This window comes from Shewanella oncorhynchi (assembly GCF_012584455.1).
In the GTDB taxonomy this organism is placed as follows: domain Bacteria; phylum Pseudomonadota; class Gammaproteobacteria; order Enterobacterales; family Shewanellaceae; genus Shewanella; species Shewanella oncorhynchi.
In genome coordinates, this window is sequence record NZ_JABAEB010000005.1 from 173577 (window position 1) to 190585 (window position 17009).

The window sequence follows — 17009 nt, forward strand, 5'->3', positions numbered from 1 at the left end:
CTACATTTGCAGATTACAGCAAGTAAGGATGTGAATCTGTGTCACAAAATTGCGTAAATTTACGTATCTAACTTACGAATTTGCAGCGGAATGTGACGCCAATATCGGAATCTGCGTTAACAAATCTCTACCCTAAATTTATCTAAAAATTTTTCATGGTTGATATTTGTGATGGCAGATTTTTCAAACCAAATTGTAACGATCAAAAAAGGCCTCGACTTGCCGATTGTTGGTGAGCCGCGACAGGTCATTGAACTCGGTGCTAAGCCATCCCAAGTGGCTGTTCTGGGAGAAGAGTTCGTTGGGCTTAAGCCGACGATGTTGGTCGAAGAGGGTGATTTTGTTCAAAAGGGCCAAGCCCTATTTGAAGATAAAAAAACGCCTGGTGTGTTGTTCACTGCACCCGCTAGTGGCCAAGTCGTAGCGATTAACCGCGGTGAGCGTCGAATTCTACAATCAGTCGTCATTCGTTGTGATGACGGTGAAAACCGCGATGGGCAGATTTCTTTCGATATCCATCAAGACATCGCCGCTCTCCCTCGACCAACCGTTCAAGACCAGTTGGTGAAGAGTGGTCTATGGACTGCCCTGCGTACTCGGCCTTTCTCGCGCGTGCCTGCGCTCGATAGCACGCCAGCAGGTATTTTCGTCACCGCTATCGATACTAATCCACTGGCCGCTGATCCGCGTTTGATCATCGCCGAGCAAACCGAAGCTTTTAAAGCTGGCTTGCTGGTGTTGAGCCGTTTAACCGAAGGCAAGGTTTACCTGTGCCAGGATAAGGGCGAAGCGATTGTTAAAGAAGCATTACCACAACTTGAGGTGCGCCGTTTTGATGGTGTTCATCCTGCGGGTTTAGTGGGCACTCATATTCACTTTACTTTGCCAGTGAGTTTAGAGCGTCAGGTATGGCATATCGGTTATCAAGATGTGATTGCCTACGGCAAGTTATTCCAAACCGGTGAGTTGTATACCGACCGCATCGTCGCCTTAGGTGGCCCGAGCGTGCTGAACCCGCGTTTACTGCGCACTCAATTGGGCGCTGAGCTAAGTGCCTTAGTGAGTGATGAAATCAAACCTGGCCATAACCGCGTGGTATCGGGATCTGTGTTATCTGGCCATACCGCGGCGGGCGTACATGACTTTTTAGGCCGATTCCACAACCAAGTGTCAGTGTTGAGCGAAGATTCGCAGCACCATGTTCTCCCTTGGGTGCGCGGTGGTTCTGACAAATTCTCCATCACTCGTGCCGTAACATCACGTCTGTTTGGTGCGACTAAATTGTTCGAGTTTACGACTCATCAGGGCGGTTCAGCTCGCGCCATGATGGCTTTTGGTCAGTTAGATCGCGTGATGCCACTGGATATTTTACCCACCTTACTCGTTCGAGACTTAGTGGTGCGTGATACCGACGAGGCACAAGCCTTAGGTGCATTGGAGTTAGATGAAGAAGATCTGGCGCTGTGTACCTTCGTATGTCCCGGCAAATATGACTTTGGTAAAGAATTACGTGCCTGTCTAGATGTTATTGAGAGGGAAGGTTAATGACCAAACAAGTGAAAAAACCTGATTTACAGGACGCCTCTGATTTACAACAAGAGTACTACGCAACGGGTAAGTCGATGAAGGGCTTTTTGCGCTCACTCGTCATTGCCAACGGTCGTAGCACTAAGGGCCAAGTGCATGTGCGTGACGCGATTGACGTGAAACGTACCATGACGCTAGTCGGTTTGTGTTTACTGCCCGCCATTTTATTCGGTCTATATAACATTGGCCTACAGGCACAGCTTGCGCTCGCGGGAGGATTATCGACGCCAGATATTTGGAAGTTAGAAATCTTTAATACCCTGTTTGGCAGCCTTAGCCAAGACACTGGGATATTAGGTTTATTCCTCTATGGTCTTAGTTTTTATCTGCCGATTTACCTGACAGCACTGCTCACCAGTTTGTTTTGGGAAGTGGTGTTTGCGCGGGTTCGTGGTCAAGAGTTGCACGAAGGCTTCTTCGTGACGGCCCTGCTGTTTACCTTAATCTTGCCAGTATCGACACCGTTGTGGCTGGTGGCCATGGGGATTTCCTTTGGTGTGGTCGTGGCTAAAGAGCTATTTGGTGGCATGGGATATAACTTCCTTAACCCTGCGCTGGCGGGCTTGGCTTTTATCTACTTCGCCTATCCATCTGAAGTTTCAACCATTAAACAGCTCGTTGCCGTTGATGGTTTCTCTGGTGCAACAGCGCTGGCACAAACTGCAGCGGGCAAGTTGAGTTTTGCCGATTACTCTTGGTTTAGCGCCTTTAGCGATCCTAACTGGTGGAACAACTTTTTTGGCTTTACCGTGGGCGCGATTGGCGAAACCAGCACCTTAGCGATTTTGATCGGCGGTTCATTATTGCTGATCAGCCGCTTAGCGGATTGGCGCATTGTGCTCGGTGTGTTGCTGGGCATGATAGCGACAGCAACGCTGTGTAATTACATCGGTTCTAGCAGCAATCAAATGATGGCAATGCCGTGGACTTGGCATCTTGTCACTGGCGGTTTTGCGCTAGCAATGATGTTTATGGCCACCGATCCTGTGACCACTTCGTACACTCGTCAAGGCAAGTTTGCCTACGGTGCTTTGATTGGTTTTATGACTGTGCTTATCCGTGTTGCTAACCCCAAAATGCCTGAGGGCGTGATGTTAGCCATTCTGTTCGCCAACCTTTGGGCGCCGCTATTCGATTATCTGGTGGCCCGCGCCAACATCAAACGGAGATTAAAACGTCATGGTATTTAAGAAAGATACTGTGGTGGGGACCATGATCTTCACCATCACGCTCTGCCTCCTGTGCTCTTTTATGATCACAGGCACAGCAGGCATATTGAAAGAACGTAAAGTCGCCAAAAAACGTGACGAAGTGCAGCGCTATGTGTTGATGGCCGCCGATGTGAACTTAGGTCAGGACAATGAGTTTAGAGAGATTTTTGCTAAATCTGTTAAGCCATTATTGATCAATCTTGACACAGGTAAGGTGGACTCAGACGCTAACGTCCTCGATTTCGATGAGCGTATGGCGGCAATTAATCCTGAGACTTCAAGTGCGCCGAAAAAAGATATCGCCAAGATTAAAACCCGTGCGAACGATGCCCGCGTGTTTAAAGTGCTCGATGCCAACGGCAAGTTAGACAGCGTGGTTGTGCCTTTCTATGGCAAAGGTCTGTGGTCGATGATCTACGGTTATGTGGCGGTTGAACCCGATTTCAACACCATTAAAGGGCTCGTCGTGTACGAGCACGGTGAAACCCCTGGTATCGGCGACTTTGTGACCGATCCCCATTGGTTATCGTTGTGGAAGGGTAAGCAATTATTTGATGAAAAAGGCAAATTTGCGATACGTCTTGTAAAGGGTGGCGTTAAAGAAGGCGATCTTCACGGTGTGGATGCGGTAAGTGGCGCGACCATGACGGGCCGCGGCGTGCAACGCGCAATGGAGTTTTGGTTTGGCGTTGAAGGTTTTCAAACCTTCTTCAACCAGCTGAAAGCGTCGGCAGCGCAGGGTGAATTGCAAGGTGAGTTGGGAGAGGCAAAATGAGCAACACTTTATCCATGCGTGACATGTTAACGGGGCCAGTGTTTGCCAATAACCCCGTCGCAATGCAAGTGCTGGGCGTATGTTCGGCATTGGCGGTCAGTAATTCAATGCAAACCGCTGTGGTGATGACACTGGCAGTGACCTTTGTGTTGGTGTTTTCTAACCTGATTATCTCTGCCATCCGTAACTTTATCCCGACCAGTGTGCGGATTATCGCGCAGATGACGGTTATCGCCTCCTTGGTGATTATCGTCGACATGGTTCTGCAGGATGTGGCCTATGAGTTATCTAAGCAACTTTCTGTATTCGTTGGGTTAATTATCACTAACTGTATCATCATGGGCCGTGCAGAAGCCTTCGCCATGAAGTATCCACCGCATTTAGCGGTCGTCGATGCGCTTGGTAATGCGACGGGTTATGGCTTGATTTTGATCAGCGTCGCCTTTGTACGCGAGCTGTTAGGGACGGGTAATTTATTCGGTCACCCTGTGTTCACCACCATCGAAAACGGCGGCTGGTACTTGCCAAACGAGATGTTCAAGTTACCACCGAGCGCCTTCTTCCTGATTGGTGTGTTGATCTGGACTATCAATGTGATCCAGCGGAAACGGGGTTAAGGAGCAGATATGGAACACTATATAAATCTATTTTTGCAGGCCACTTTTATCGACAACATGGCGCTGTCGTTCTTCTTGGGTATGTGTACTTTCTTGGCCGTGTCTAAAAAGGTGTCAACCGCCTTTGGTCTAGGTGTCGCTGTGATTGTGGTGATGACCTTAGCCGTGCCGTTAAACCAACTGATTTACGTCAAAGTGCTCGCACCTGGCGCACTGTCTTGGGCGGGATTACCCGGTATCGATTTAAGTTACCTGCAACTGATCACTTTCATTGGTGTGATTGCGGCGTTAGTGCAAATCCTTGAAATGTTTTTGGATAAGTACATTCCTAGCCTGTATGACTCCCTTGGGATCTTTTTACCTTTGCTCACAGTGAACTGCGCGATTTTTGCCGGGGTGATCTTTATGGCGAACCGTGATTACAACTTCGGTGAGTCAGTGGTGTTTGCTATGGGCTCGGGTCTTGGTTGGGCGGTGGCGATTGTACTGCTGGCGGGACTGCGCGAAAGAATGAAATTCAACGCGATTCCCGAAGGCTTACAAGGTATTGGTATCACCTTTATTACTACAGGCTTGATGGCGCTGGGCTTTATGTCTTTCTCAGGGATCTCGCTGTAGAGCTACAGTAGGCGAGCCAAGAATTGAGAAAGTGAAACCAGATTCTTTTTAGAAAAGAGCTAGAAAAGGGTAATACGATGGAAATGGCAATTGGCATAGGCATGTTCACGCTAGTGGTCTGTCTATTGGTGATAGTGATTCTAATCGCCAAAAAGAAATTAGTGGCTACGGGTGAAGTGACTATCAGCATCAACGAAGATGCCGAAAAAAGCATTCAAGTTGCCGCGGGTGACAAGTTACTCGGCGCTTTGGCGAGTCAGAGTATTTTTATTCCGTCTGCCTGTGGTGGCGGCGGAACCTGTGGTCAGTGCCGAGTGAAAATCAAATCGGGCGGCGGTGACATTCTGCCGACTGAAATGGGCCATATCACTAAGAAAGAGGCTAAAGAAGGTTGTCGTCTCGCCTGCCAAGTCTCAGTGAAAACCGATATGGAACTTGAGCTCGACGAAGAAATCTTTGGGGTGAAGAAGTGGCAATGTCAGGTGATCTCTAATGATAACAAGGCGACTTTTATCAAGGAGTTATTGCTTGAGTTACCCGAAGGTGAAGATGTTCGCTTTAAAGCGGGGGGTTATATTCAAATTGAAGCGCCAGCCCATGTGGTGAAATACGCTGACTTTGATATTCCTGAAAAATACCGTGGCGATTGGGACAAATACGGTCTGTTTGACATTGTCTCTACCGTTAATGAAGAAGTGTTGCGCGCTTACTCTATGGCCAACTATCCCGATGAAAAGGGTCGCATTATGCTGAACGTGCGGATTGCGACGCCGCCATCGGCCAATGTGCCAGCGGGCAAGATGTCATCTTACATCTTCAACTTGAAAGCGGGCGATACAGTGACGATTTCTGGGCCATTCGGAGAGTTCTTTGTGAAGGAAACCGATGCGGAAATGGTGTTCATCGGCGGCGGTGCGGGCATGGCACCTATGCGTTCACACATTTTCGATCAGCTTAAGAGTAAGAAAACCACACGTAAAATGAGCTTCTGGTACGGTGCTCGTTCGACCCGTGAAGTGTTTTACCAAGCGGATTTCGATGCCCTAGCGGCCGAGAATGACAACTTCGTTTGGCATGTGGCGTTATCTGAGCCATTGCCTGAGGATAATTGGACTGGCTACACTGGCTTTATTCATAATGTGATTTATGAGAATTATCTTAAAAATCATAAGGCACCAGAAGACTGCGAGTACTACATGTGTGGTCCTCCAATCATGAACTCTTCAGTGATTAAGATGCTTGAAAGCCTAGGCGTTGAACCAGAAAACATCCTACTCGATGACTTTGGTGATTAGCCGTTAAACTTAAGCTAGAGCTTAATCTGAGCTTAATCTGAGCTTAATCAGAGCTTCAATTAGCGGTTAAAGCTTGAAACTCATAACTCGCGTTAAGGCAACTTAACGCGAGTTTTGTTTATTGCTTGTTAGCGTTTTTAAGTTCAAAGCCTCTAACAATGACATATGCGATAAGGGCAAATATGAATACGATGAGGTACATCCATGCGATACTTTGCAAAGTTTCAATAATTGTTCGATATATCTCAATAGTCCAACGTTCTAGAGTTAGCTGTAGAATTTCAACATCTTTATGTCGAGCGGTAATGTAGCGTTCTAAATCATAAATTCTAACTCCACCAGAAATACCCACAACGTATGTGGCAAAAATAATATATTTTTGCCAAGCGGCACTGATTGAATCTTGAATTATTCGAGAAAATATTTCTCCTAGTGGTCTTTTGAAAATCGAAACAACCAGAAATGAAACGGTTATAGATAGTGCAAATGTAATAATCAGTAATGTAAAGAACATGCTCTCTCCTTAGAACAGATAATCAAATCGACAATTTTACCAGTCATTTAAAATCAACAACATAATCTGCTTTCGGCTTACGTTCAAGTGAATAGTGATTGAGATCGCTTTAAGGATAGGTGCCGAGTGGGTGTCAACATTCGTGAATGATTTTGCTATCTGGGTAGTGCTATTCAGTGGGTATAATTTTTGAGTTGTTAAAGTTAAAGTCGTGGGGCTTCACCCCACACCCGAACAAGGAAGACTGCTCGTCCTATCCTCCTTGGATGCTCCAAGACGCCCCTAGCAAAGTTACATCCATTGAATACTGGCTTCGTGCATATTCGAAAATCGCTAACGCTTCCGATGGGGCGTCCATTCCCCCCGAAAACTACGCAGACGTCCTGTCTGCGTCACGCGATTTTCTTCAACACCCTTCAGCAACTTCGTAGGGGAAGGTGAACTTCTGCTGTCTAGGTGTCGGCAGTTAATCCTGAAAGAGTTATGCTTATCCCATCTTTTGGTTTGATAAATTCTTTTTTATGTTACTGGGTACATCTATTCAAAAAACTAATCCATATGAAAAATCTTTCATCTGGAGCCTTAATCGTCTCATACTGTTCGTTGTCGTTTACTTGTCTTGCAATGATAACTTGTCCTAAATTCTTGATAAGTTTAATGTTATATATGTCACTGAATTCATCACTATTTTTTTCATCTAATCCAGGAAACACAATATTATCAGGAAGGCGATAAAAGAAACGATCTGTTGCAGCAAGGAATAACTCGACAACATCTATGAAATCATTGACTTCAGTTTCAGTTGGTATGGCATAATTGTGCTCGACTTCGTTTCTTATTTTGTTTAACTTGTTTAATACTCGAGGGCTGACTATTCCGCATTTTTTGCAGTATTCAAGCTTAGCTGGAAACGCATTTTTGTTGGTGTGACTTTTGTAACCGTATGTATCGACTAAAAGATCAACTTGATAATGCAATGCTCTCTTTGCATTTAACAGCGCATTAATCGAAGAGTGATTGTCTAGAGTTCCCTCAAGATCCTTAATTGCAAAAATGAAGTAGTCACGTGGCTTTAGATCTCCAGCAATATCAATACCTTGCCACTCTGGGTCATAATCGTACTTCACGAGATCAAGATACTTTTCTAATTCTTTCATATTACTCCTTTGTTAAAAGGTTAGGTTTCTCTACTAATAGGGATCGCGGTATATCATACGTCCTATTATTTTGGTTTATTACGTTAATTCTTCAAGCCCTATAATAGAATGCAAAATAATCCCAACAGCTTACCCTAATGCTCCTGTTAATTAAGGATACACATCGATTATATTGTAGTTCTCCTTTGATAGCTTTATCGATATATTACTTAGGGAAAATCTGACTGGTATAAGTTTAATTCCTTAATAATTTACCAATAACACCTGAGTTCAAGGGATGCACAATCCCCTCGGAGTTACCGCAGGGCGAATAGAGCTCTTGATTTAATAAAGAGTGCGTGAGTCTTGGCATATAATCCAACTCTCGGTTAAAGTCTAAGTTATTTCTGGCACTCTAAACCTTAAACATAACAACACTTAACACGACCTTGTGATAAGCTTGCCGCTTTCTAAAAGGCAGCATTATTTGTTAATTACGTTAAGGATAACCAATGCGTTTGAGTGTTATCAGTACCCTGTTGACTGGTTTTTTATTATTCCCAAGTGCCAACAGTTTTGGTCTGTTATTAGAAACAGGTGCTGAACAAGAGCAAATCGGGCAAGGCAGTAACTCTATTGCCGTTGAAAGCCAAACCGCATCTTCAGTATCGAAGGTGGCGGAGATCAAGACTTTAATCCAAACCGCGATAAAGGATTCGCCGCAGCCATTTAGTGGCAGTGTTATCCTGCTTGAGCAGGGCAAGCCGCAGCTTGAACTGCAAAAGGGCGAAGGCATTAGTCAAGATTCGCGCTTTGTGATGGCATCGCTCTCTAAGCAGATTACTGCAACCTTGATATTGCAGGCCGTCGATGCGGGGAAACTCGACTTAAACCTATCGCTTAATCATTATCTTTTTGGTGATGCTGAAGGGAATAATAAGGCGCTAAAAGGCATGGATGCAGGTGTAAATCCAAGTGCGGATGCACTTAATCCCAGTCGATATGATGAGCGGATTACGCTACACCAACTGCTGACGCATACATCGGGTGTCGATAAACTGGGTAAGGCCAATCGATTCGAGCCGGGAAGCCAATTTGAATACTCCAACTTCGGTTATTCACTTTTAGGGCAAGTGCTTGAGAAGGTCAATCACCAATCCTTTGCCGAGCAAGTGGCGCAGTTTGCAACTCGATACCAGCTTAATGGCCTGAGTGCTGAGCTTGGCAGTATTGAGGCGATTCACGTCAAAGTGCCTTCACTCGCCGTAGGTTTACAGGAAAGCGAGGTGATTGCCCCTGCTGACTTAGTGCTTGATGAAGCTTTGTTGCCCGCAGGGGGATTAATTGCTTCAGCGCCAGCTTATGCCGCCTTTCAGCATCTATTACATTCTGGCAAGTTGATGAGCGCAGAGAGTTATCAACGTATGACTATGGCGTATACCGAGATCCAATTCTTATGGCCGAATATGCGCTATGGCTATGGGGTGAGGATCAATAAGGACGATGGTCTCGTCGAATACAGTCATACGGGCTATTTATCTGGCTATATGTCGATGACACTGCATTATCCCGAATTTAATTTGGATCTGGTGATGCTGGAAAATCTATCGCTAAATCTTAATGATCGCGCTCGAGTATTTGAACTGCATAATCAGATACGTCAAATCATTCGTAGCCAGTTACTGCTTGCTAAAGCGTCTAATGTTAAGCCTTAAGTCTCTCCATTATGTTGGCTAATAGGCGGCTAAGTCAGATGGTGTGAGTCTCGAAAGCATAAAGCCCCAAAGTTAGGGCTTTATGCTTGGTACTCGTTGGCAGTTAAGGTGCTAATCGTTACCAAAAGCGCTTTCTAAGTGCGGTCTCGATATCAATCTCAACCCTAAAGTACTGCAAAATCGTCCAAACTGAATCGACTAAGGCTTCGGTAAGCGCTGGATAATCATCCTCGATAATTCCGTTAATTTCTTCGACGGTTTCATCGATATATTCCTGAACACCTTCCTCAAATTCGGCCTTTGTCGCTTGATTGCGGAAAAAGCTAAAGTTGTCGAGTTTTTCTATCAATTGATCAATAAGGACTCTCACCGAATTGAGTTGTTCAACTGTGATCGTCGGATCGGTGGCGATCAGTTTAAAAAAGCTCTGCACTTTGGTTTTGAGATCGAATAGCGTTGGGATTTGATCTCGATTTGCCGCCGCATTACTCACCTCTAATTTGGTTTGCTTGACGGGCGCAGGTGTCACATTCACCTCAGATGCTTGCGGATTGGCCGTCATAGGATCGGCATTGCTCGAAGCTGTTGCTGGTATTGCGCGATTGTGGGCTATGGTTGTGGGGGCTGGCGGTATCTCGCGCCCCAGTGTTTGTAGCAGGCGGCGCTGGAAATAGCTTTGCGGCAGGGCTTTGCTGAGTGCTTGCTCAAGCTGAGTTTCACTGTAGGAGGCTATTTGCAGCAGCGCTTCGAAAATCTCTTTATATTCTTGCTCAATAGCCGCTATTAGCGGGCTATTGCCTAAGCTATTGGTCACGGTTAAGTCGGCGCCATATTGCTGCAAAAGTCTTAAGATCCGCACCGCCGTTGATTCAAAGCGGGGGAACTCGATTGAACTGCCGCCTATCACAGCGCAAAGGGCAGGAGTGGTGTCTTCACCATTGATGGCATTGGGGTTGGCGCCATGTTCGAGTAGCGCCTCTACGCAGGACTGCGCGCCGTAGTAACTGGAGCACATTAATGGCGTAAATTGCTCATCCACCGAGAATTCTTCTAACTTTGCTCCATGGCGCAGTAAGAGTTCTACGGTTTTTCGCCGCATAGGGCCGGTAATTTCATCCCACCAGTAGGTCGAAATCGCCTTGTGTAGAATGGGCGAATTATCGTGGCCACAATGGGTAAAAATATCCCCGCCTTGGTGAATGAGCCATTCAAGTAGTTGGCTTCGACAGGAGATGGCCGCCGCAGACACATAGTTAGTGTTGTAGATATTGGTGAGGCTTAAATCCAGCCCCTTGGTGAGCAGATATTCCATCACTTGGATAAGCGTTGCTTGATCTTCTTTCCCTGAACCACGCTGGCAGATAGTGAGTAAGGTTGGTTCATCCACCGCCCCAAATTTTTTATTGATATCCATACCATATTGCAGGAACAGATCGAAAAACTCGGGCAGAAAGGTTTTCTTTTCGACCATTGGATAAACCAATAGTCGTAAATTCGACCAGACTAACATCTCATAGGATTTACCCGTATTCACAAATTCGGCATTTGGATTAGCGCCATATTTGAGCAACAGTTCAAGGGCTTGGTAGATGTAACTCCGTTTATTCGGATCGGTAAATTGGGCATTATTAATATATTGGTTGAGCAAGGGTGAATGGTCGGCATCAGGCGGTGTCATCCTATAGATGCGATTGATATCGACGGTGGCCTTAATCAGTTTTTCGATAATCCTAAGGTCAAATTCTGAGGTCAATGCCGCATAGACCAAACTTTTGGCGTGAGAATCGGCTTTGAGCTGCGGATAATGGTCTAACAGGTATTCAGTGTAGTCTTGCGCTTTAGCGTAAACGCATAGTTCGAGTAAATTAGCATCATCCCAGAAGCTGCTATCGTTGGCCATAATATAGCGTGACTTTTTAAATGCAGGGAAGCGTTTAACCAAGGGAGAAAATGTTTCTACTCCCCAAAATTCGCTCGAAGAAATAATGTTTTCAATTAGGCTTAATTTGCCAATATCTAATGGGATATCTTTATTAATGATATGCAGGAACAGATCTCTATTGCGTTCATCATATAATATTTCTAGCGGGTGATTTAATTCACCATTGGTCCAAAAACTCACCGGTTTATTGATATCTAAGTTAGCTGCAAGTAGAATATCGATCATGTCTCTACGTTGATGGTCTTGATAGATATATTGCGGATTAGGATGAAATAGATAGTTGAGCCAGCAATTATTATATTGATTTTGAAAGTAAAGATTGGCACTAGAGTCTAGGTATAGGGTAACGAGTTCTGAGTTGTTATATTCAATAGCCGAATGCAAGGCACTGAAACCATTACATTCGATTTTAGCGCCTTTGCTGAGCAAGTATTTTATAAGCACTAAATCGGACTGAGGACTGCAAGATAGTGGAACTAATATATTGCAGGGCGAAACATTGAGATCAATAAAGTTGAGATCTCCACTATCGGCAAGAAATTGATCAACTTTATTTATTTTAGCCGAGGTCGAAAGCGTGTTATCTAGGCATATTTCCCGAAGTGTGAGTTTCTTATCACTAAAAATCCAACTGAGCATAATGTTCCCTATTTAATGCCGTTAACAAAATGGTATCAAACACCTTTCAATTTATTAAAAATTGAGTGAGGTAAATTGCCATATTTTAATGCATTTAAGTTAAGAAAAACTATGCCCTAAGACTGATAATTAAAATCATCTTGCTGAATAACATTTGCTGATACAAATTGATAATGCCAAACAAGTTTAATCATGGCTGTTTGGCATTGTTACTTTGATTGGAATTCTGCTTCATATCCTATTGATTAAGATCTAGCTGCATCGGCATTTCGCAGGCGTCGTGGCCTGTGTTCCCTAGGGGAGCTGACAGATGTACAAAGCCTAATTTCTCATAGAGTTTTACGGCTTCATTTAGTACAGCGGTGGTTTCTAAATAGCAGCTTTGATAACCCGTTTCGCGGGCGAAATCGAGTGCCATTAACGCTACGCGTTTTGCGAGTCCTTTGCCGCGGATTTCTGGCATAAAGTACATTTTTTGTAGTTCGCAGACGCCATCATTGTTAGCTAAAGGCGCAATACCGGCGCCGCCTAAAATGCGGCCCTCTAATTCAATAATCCAATAGTTGGCGCCCGCTTGGGAGTAAATCTGGCTTAGGCAATCTAAGGTCGGGTCCGCCACACTATAGCCTTTATCTGCGGTTAAGCCGTATTCGGCCGAAACATCGCGGATGACTTTGGCAATTGCGGCATCATCTTGGGCTGTGGCTTGGCGAATGTGACAACCACTTTGCTGCTTGGCGTTATGTACGGCTTGGTTATATAACACGAGGGCCTCTTCGATTTGTGAAGTTTGCAATGGAGTCAGTTGGGCTAAGATCCCTTGGAATAATTGATTCTGCTGAGTATCCAATTTAACGAGTAATTTCTTACCCGCAGGTGTCAGTTGCACAACTAAGCAGCGACTGTCCCGTGGGTGCACCTGACTCTGGGCAAGATGTTTATCGATCAAATGCTTGATAGCGCGGCTCGCATTGGACTTATCAATGCTGAGTTTGCTTGCAAGCTCTTTGATGGTCAGGGGCTGCTTGCCTATCTCAAACAGGGCATGGGCTTGCACGGGCGAAAGGGGTAAATCCCCAAAGGCGGCGTTGAGCATGCCTAAATTTCTCACCAGATAGCGAGACAAATGCCTGAGTTGGGTGGATGAGCCTGGCTCAGTCGTTTGCTTAGTTTGAGTCACAGGCTTCGCAGGATCTTGAGCCAATGGTGCGTCTGTTTGAGCCATAGTCGAATAGGTTTGGTTGCATGTCACAACTAAGTTAGCGGGCTTTAACTCCTCTTGCAACATATTAATAACAATCTGCTGTGTAAATATCAGGATTCAATAATGGCGCCATGGCGAGAATAATCGCTTGGGTGTAATTACTTTCACGGGTCGCATGGCCGTGGGTTAGTAAACCTATGGCACCGCCTTTTTGCTTAATATTGATTGTATTGAACAACCTATCCATGACATCCCCGAGTTCTTCTCCCGCTTCTAATGCCCGATAAACTTGCATTGGTAAAGGTAAAATTGCACTGCGGCCAATGGCAAGCTGGTCTTTATGGCCAATAGCGATATAGGCGAATGTGGCTGGGCCAAAGTCGAAACAATCGACACCGCCTTCCATCGCAAAATAGTAGTCGGCTTTAGTCTCTTGCGGGTCCTGCTGTTGACAATAGCGCACCCGATTGATCGCCCCTTGGCGAGTGTCGAGATCTGTCATTGGCTGCGCCGCAACACCTGAAGGCGCATCCATACCGCAGGCTTCTATAATGCTGTCAGGGAACAGTTGTGCCATGGCATTAGTTGCCGCGTTGATTTTTACAGGGTTTTTAGAACCCACTTTTATCTTAATAATGTTTTGTTGCATATAAGTTATTTATTTTGGATTTTAATGTGGACGCTCGTTTGAATCATTGCTTAAATGGTCTGAGGTGTCTAAGCGTTTGGGTTTTCTATTCTGCCACAGTCGTCGGCGAAGCTCAGTAAAAAAGCCAACAGTAGGGGAGGCAATAGCCAGCCTTAGGGACTAGGAAGCGACATGCAACTATTGCTCCTTCAGTAATTTGGGCTGGAATAGGCAGTAAGGCTATGTCATTGAAGGAACCAAAACCAAGAGATAATAATAATGAAATTCAACAAACTCGTGATTGCTATGGGAATGGCCTGCGGTGTAATACTGACTGGCTGTAACGATAGCGAAGATAGCACTACGCCTACCGAACCTGAAACTCAACTGCAAGCTTTTGCCCCCAATGGTTTACTCAAAGCCAGTATTCGCCGTACGACCTATGGCGTGCCGCATATCCAAGCTGACAACTTAGAAAGTTTAGGTTTTGGTAGCGGTTATGCGCAGGCACAGGACAACTTATGTGTATTAGCCGATGGTTTTATCAAGGCGAACTCACAGCGTTCTATGTACTTTGGCCCCCATGCGTCGATTGACTTCACTACGGGTCAACCTACGGCGGAAGATAATGGTAACCTTATCTCAGATTTTGCCTATAAAGCGTTAAAGATCAGAGCGCAAGCCGAAGAAAAATGGCCGAAATTTAGTGAAAACTCTCGGGCACTTATCCAAGGTTTTACCTCTGGTTATAACCAATATCTTGCTGATGTCGAAGCGGGCACACAAACGGCAGAACCTTTCTGTGGCGGTCAGCCTTGGGTGAAACCCATAGTGCCAGAAGATGTGGTGACTTATTTGTTTTCTATCGCCTTATTACCGGGCGCAGCTAACTTTCTCGATCTGATTTTTTACGCTAACCCAGGAGATGCACAGGAATACATGCCGCGTATCGTTGGGCCTGCGCCTAGCCAAGACCAAACTGCGTTTGTGGCCGATATGCAGTCTAAGTTGATTGCCCGCGCGGCTCGTATCACGACACCAGAGACTAATCCCCGCGATTTAGGTTCAAATGGTTGGGGTTTAGGCAAGGATAAAACTGAAAATGGTAAGGGCATGGTGCTAGGTAATCCGCATTTCCCGCATACGGGTAACCTGCGTTTTTGGCAATCCCATATTACGATCCCAGGGCATTTAGATATGATGGGCGGCTCGTTAGTGGGTATGCCTGGACCGATTAATATTGGTTTCAATAAAGATCTCGCTTGGACTCATACCTTCTCTACCGCTGAGCATTTTGTGATGTATAACCTTGAGTTAGTCTCAGGTGATCGGATGCAGTATTTGTTTGATGGTAAACCTATGCCGATCACCAAAGAGACAGTATCGGTTCTAGTGAATGCAGGTCCTGCGGGCATGCTGGTCGCCGAGAAAGATATTTATACTACGGCCAAAGGCCCTATGGTCGAAGCTCCTCCCGCTTTAGCGCCTTTTGGTTGGGATGATGGCAGTGCCTTTATGATCCAAGATGCCAATATGGGCACTATGGACCCTGTTGACCATTGGTTAGCCATGAACATGGCGACGAACAAAGAAGAGTTCCAACAGGCATTTAAGGACTACGATGGTGTAATCTTCAATAACACTATGTACGCCGATAAAGAGGGCAATGCTTTTTATATCGACGACTCAACTGTACCAGGATTATCCGAATCTGCAGTCGTGTTGTTAAAAACCTCACCGGATATTAAAGCGGCTAAGGCAAAAGCCGGATTTACGATTTTACCCGGTAACACTTCGTTGTTTAGCTTCGATGGTCCTACGCCCTATGAACGTGCGCCCAAGCTTGAGCGCAGCGACTTTGTGCAAAACTCCAATGACTCCTTTTGGTCGACCAACTTGAATGAACCGCTGACTTACTTCTCGCCTATGTACGGCGCAGAGGCTGGACAGCTATCACTACGTACACGGATGGGCTTGAGTTTAATGCAGGACGCCGCGGGGGCTGATGGCAAGTTCAGCTTGGAAGAACTCGAAGCGGCTGTGCTGTCGAATCGCAGTTATCTCGCCGAGTTAGTGCTGCCTGACTTGATTGCCCAGTGTGATGCCCAAGGCAGTACACCTGTGGTGGTGTCGGCGAGTTTATCTAAGGATATCTCTTCGGCTTGTGCGGCATTAAAGGCGTGGAACGGTAAGCAAGATAACGACAGTAAAGGTGGTGCTTTACTACGTGAATTTGCCCATCTATTCAGCCAAACAACCATGTTGACCCAAGGATTCGATCCCGCTAATGCGGCAACGACACCTAAAACCTTGACTACGGATGGTAGTGCCTTAAAGGCCTTGGCTCACAGTGCGCTTAACCTTGAGGCCGCAGGCTTTGCCTTAGATGCGCCATTGGGGGATGTGCAATTTGTGGAGAAATCTCTGCCAGATGGAACGCCAAGTGGGTCGCGTTTACCTTGGCCGGGTAGCCATAATGCTGAAGGTGGATTCAACGTGTTTTCAACCAGTTTGTCGGGTGATGACACTTTGATCCCGCAGCACAAATACGCAGCTGTGATGGATGTGGTCACAGGCAAGGCGATGAGTTCTGGCTTAACGGCGAAAGGGTATCAAGTGCGTTATGGTTCAAGTTGGATGATGGCGGTGAACTTTACCGACGAGGGGCCTGTGGCGCGGGGGATTTTAACTTACTCTGAGTCGAGTAATATCTTAATGCCTGCGTTTGCTGATCAAAGTATCTTGTACTCGAGTGCTAAAAGCTTCCGTCCTTTGTTGTTCAAAGAGGCTGACATAGCACCTGCTGTAGTGTCGACGACTGAGCTGACACTACAAAAACCATAAGTCAGATTTTGCGCTTTAATCGTTAGCGGCTCACTTCGGAGTTGAATCCGAATGAGCCGTTTTTTATGCGTGTTTGCGACTGATAGCGATTTGTAAAAATTTAACATTAACGACTGTGATCTCGATCTACCTTAGGCGCGAGTGTGTAGTGACGCGTCTCGTTTTGTTGATTTTTGTGACATATGCCCGGTTAGCTGTTTTTCTCGGCGCTTATGCAATGTCACTGGATTTAGCTTGAGGTGAATATCTTGTATTTTTAAGTGGCTTTTTATGTATGTGTTTTG

General features: G+C 45.6%; 13 protein-coding genes. 8 read left to right on the plus strand and 5 right to left on the minus strand.

The features are described 5' to 3' along the window. Nucleotides 1–171: 171 nt before the first annotated feature. From HGO26_RS09545 to nqrF, 6 genes are all read left to right on the plus strand, one after another. Nucleotides 172–1545 carry a Na(+)-translocating NADH-quinone reductase subunit A gene (locus HGO26_RS09545; protein WP_105250119.1) on the plus strand — a complete coding sequence of 458 codons (1374 nt, stop codon included), beginning with the start codon at nucleotides 172–174 and terminating at the stop codon, nucleotides 1543–1545. Then, a complete protein-coding gene (locus tag HGO26_RS09550; RefSeq protein ID WP_028759366.1) occupies nucleotides 1545–2777 on the plus strand; it encodes an NADH:ubiquinone reductase (Na(+)-transporting) subunit B in 1233 nt (410 codons plus the stop codon). The genes HGO26_RS09545 and HGO26_RS09550 overlap by 1 nt, the downstream gene beginning before the upstream one ends. Beyond that, nucleotides 2767–3573, plus strand: a complete 807-nt coding sequence (locus tag HGO26_RS09555) for a Na(+)-translocating NADH-quinone reductase subunit C (protein ID WP_113939794.1) — start codon at nucleotides 2767–2769, stop codon at nucleotides 3571–3573. The genes HGO26_RS09550 and HGO26_RS09555 overlap by 11 nt, the downstream gene beginning before the upstream one ends. Then, nucleotides 3570–4190 (plus strand): NADH:ubiquinone reductase (Na(+)-transporting) subunit D, encoded by a 621-nt coding sequence (locus HGO26_RS09560; protein ID WP_028761892.1) that lies wholly within the window; start codon nucleotides 3570–3572, stop codon nucleotides 4188–4190. The genes HGO26_RS09555 and HGO26_RS09560 overlap by 4 nt, the downstream gene beginning before the upstream one ends. Before the next feature lie 9 nt (nucleotides 4191–4199). Beyond that, a complete protein-coding gene (gene nqrE / locus HGO26_RS09565) occupies nucleotides 4200–4808 on the plus strand; it encodes an NADH:ubiquinone reductase (Na(+)-transporting) subunit E (protein ID WP_105250116.1) in 609 nt (202 codons plus the stop codon). Between the two features lie 77 nt (nucleotides 4809–4885). Beyond that, nucleotides 4886–6103, plus strand: a complete 1218-nt coding sequence (gene nqrF / locus HGO26_RS09570) for an NADH:ubiquinone reductase (Na(+)-transporting) subunit F (RefSeq protein WP_105250115.1) — start codon at nucleotides 4886–4888, stop codon at nucleotides 6101–6103. Nucleotides 6104–6221: 118 nt separating this feature from the next. Here nqrF and HGO26_RS09575 read toward each other — a convergent pair whose 3' ends face one another. Further along, a complete protein-coding gene (locus tag HGO26_RS09575) occupies nucleotides 6222–6617 on the minus strand; it encodes a hypothetical protein (protein ID WP_168824826.1) in 396 nt (131 codons plus the stop codon). A 524-nt stretch (nucleotides 6618–7141) separates the two neighbouring features. Beyond that, a complete protein-coding gene (locus HGO26_RS09580; protein WP_168824828.1) occupies nucleotides 7142–7774 on the minus strand; it encodes a hypothetical protein in 633 nt (210 codons plus the stop codon). 491 nt (nucleotides 7775–8265) lie between these two features. Here HGO26_RS09580 and HGO26_RS09585 point away from each other — a divergent pair, with 491 nt between their 5' ends. Then, complete coding sequence (locus tag HGO26_RS09585; RefSeq protein WP_168824830.1) at nucleotides 8266–9468, plus strand: serine hydrolase domain-containing protein; 1203 nt, start codon at nucleotides 8266–8268, stop codon at nucleotides 9466–9468. 118 nt (nucleotides 9469–9586) lie between these two features. Here the strand turns inward: HGO26_RS09585 and HGO26_RS09590 are convergent, their stop codons facing one another. From HGO26_RS09590 to yjjX, 3 genes are all read right to left on the minus strand, one after another. Next, on the minus strand, nucleotides 9587–12049 hold the full coding sequence (locus HGO26_RS09590; protein ID WP_168824832.1) for an ankyrin repeat domain-containing protein: 2463 nt from the start codon (nucleotides 12047–12049) through the stop codon (nucleotides 9587–9589). Nucleotides 12050–12287: 238 nt separating this feature from the next. Beyond that, complete coding sequence (locus HGO26_RS09595) at nucleotides 12288–13337, minus strand: bifunctional helix-turn-helix transcriptional regulator/GNAT family N-acetyltransferase (RefSeq protein WP_168824834.1); 1050 nt, start codon at nucleotides 13335–13337, stop codon at nucleotides 12288–12290. 1 nt (nucleotide 13338) lies between these two features. Then, nucleotides 13339–13902 carry an inosine/xanthosine triphosphatase gene (yjjX, locus tag HGO26_RS09600; protein WP_168824836.1) on the minus strand — a complete coding sequence of 188 codons (564 nt, stop codon included), beginning with the start codon at nucleotides 13900–13902 and terminating at the stop codon, nucleotides 13339–13341. Nucleotides 13903–14160: 258 nt separating this feature from the next. Here yjjX and HGO26_RS09605 point away from each other — a divergent pair, with 258 nt between their 5' ends. Then, complete coding sequence (locus HGO26_RS09605; RefSeq protein ID WP_168824838.1) at nucleotides 14161–16725, plus strand: acylase; 2565 nt, start codon at nucleotides 14161–14163, stop codon at nucleotides 16723–16725. Nucleotides 16726–17009 lie beyond the last annotated feature (284 nt).

Excerpts from the sequence above, each read along its gene's own strand:
- HGO26_RS09545 (WP_105250119.1), top strand. The coding sequence starts at position 172 with ATGGCAGATTTTTCAAACCAAATTGTAACGATCAAAAAAGGCCTCGAC.
- HGO26_RS09550 (WP_028759366.1), top strand. The coding sequence starts at position 1,545 with ATGACCAAACAAGTGAAAAAACCTGATTTACAGGACGCCTCTGATTTA.
- HGO26_RS09555 (WP_113939794.1), top strand. The coding sequence starts at position 2,767 with ATGGTATTTAAGAAAGATACTGTGGTGGGGACCATGATCTTCACCATC.
- HGO26_RS09560 (WP_028761892.1), top strand. The coding sequence starts at position 3,570 with ATGAGCAACACTTTATCCATGCGTGACATGTTAACGGGGCCAGTGTTT.
- nqrE (WP_105250116.1), top strand. The coding sequence starts at position 4,200 with ATGGAACACTATATAAATCTATTTTTGCAGGCCACTTTTATCGACAAC.
- nqrF (WP_105250115.1), top strand. The coding sequence starts at position 4,886 with ATGGAAATGGCAATTGGCATAGGCATGTTCACGCTAGTGGTCTGTCTA.
- HGO26_RS09575 (WP_168824826.1), bottom strand. The coding sequence starts at position 6,617 with ATGTTCTTTACATTACTGATTATTACATTTGCACTATCTATAACCGTT.
- HGO26_RS09580 (WP_168824828.1), bottom strand. The coding sequence starts at position 7,774 with ATGAAAGAATTAGAAAAGTATCTTGATCTCGTGAAGTACGATTATGAC.
- HGO26_RS09585 (WP_168824830.1), top strand. The coding sequence starts at position 8,266 with ATGCGTTTGAGTGTTATCAGTACCCTGTTGACTGGTTTTTTATTATTC.
- HGO26_RS09590 (WP_168824832.1), bottom strand. The coding sequence starts at position 12,049 with ATGCTCAGTTGGATTTTTAGTGATAAGAAACTCACACTTCGGGAAATA.
- HGO26_RS09595 (WP_168824834.1), bottom strand. The coding sequence starts at position 13,337 with ATGTTGCAAGAGGAGTTAAAGCCCGCTAACTTAGTTGTGACATGCAAC.
- yjjX (WP_168824836.1), bottom strand. The coding sequence starts at position 13,902 with ATGCAACAAAACATTATTAAGATAAAAGTGGGTTCTAAAAACCCTGTA.
- HGO26_RS09605 (WP_168824838.1), top strand. The coding sequence starts at position 14,161 with ATGAAATTCAACAAACTCGTGATTGCTATGGGAATGGCCTGCGGTGTA.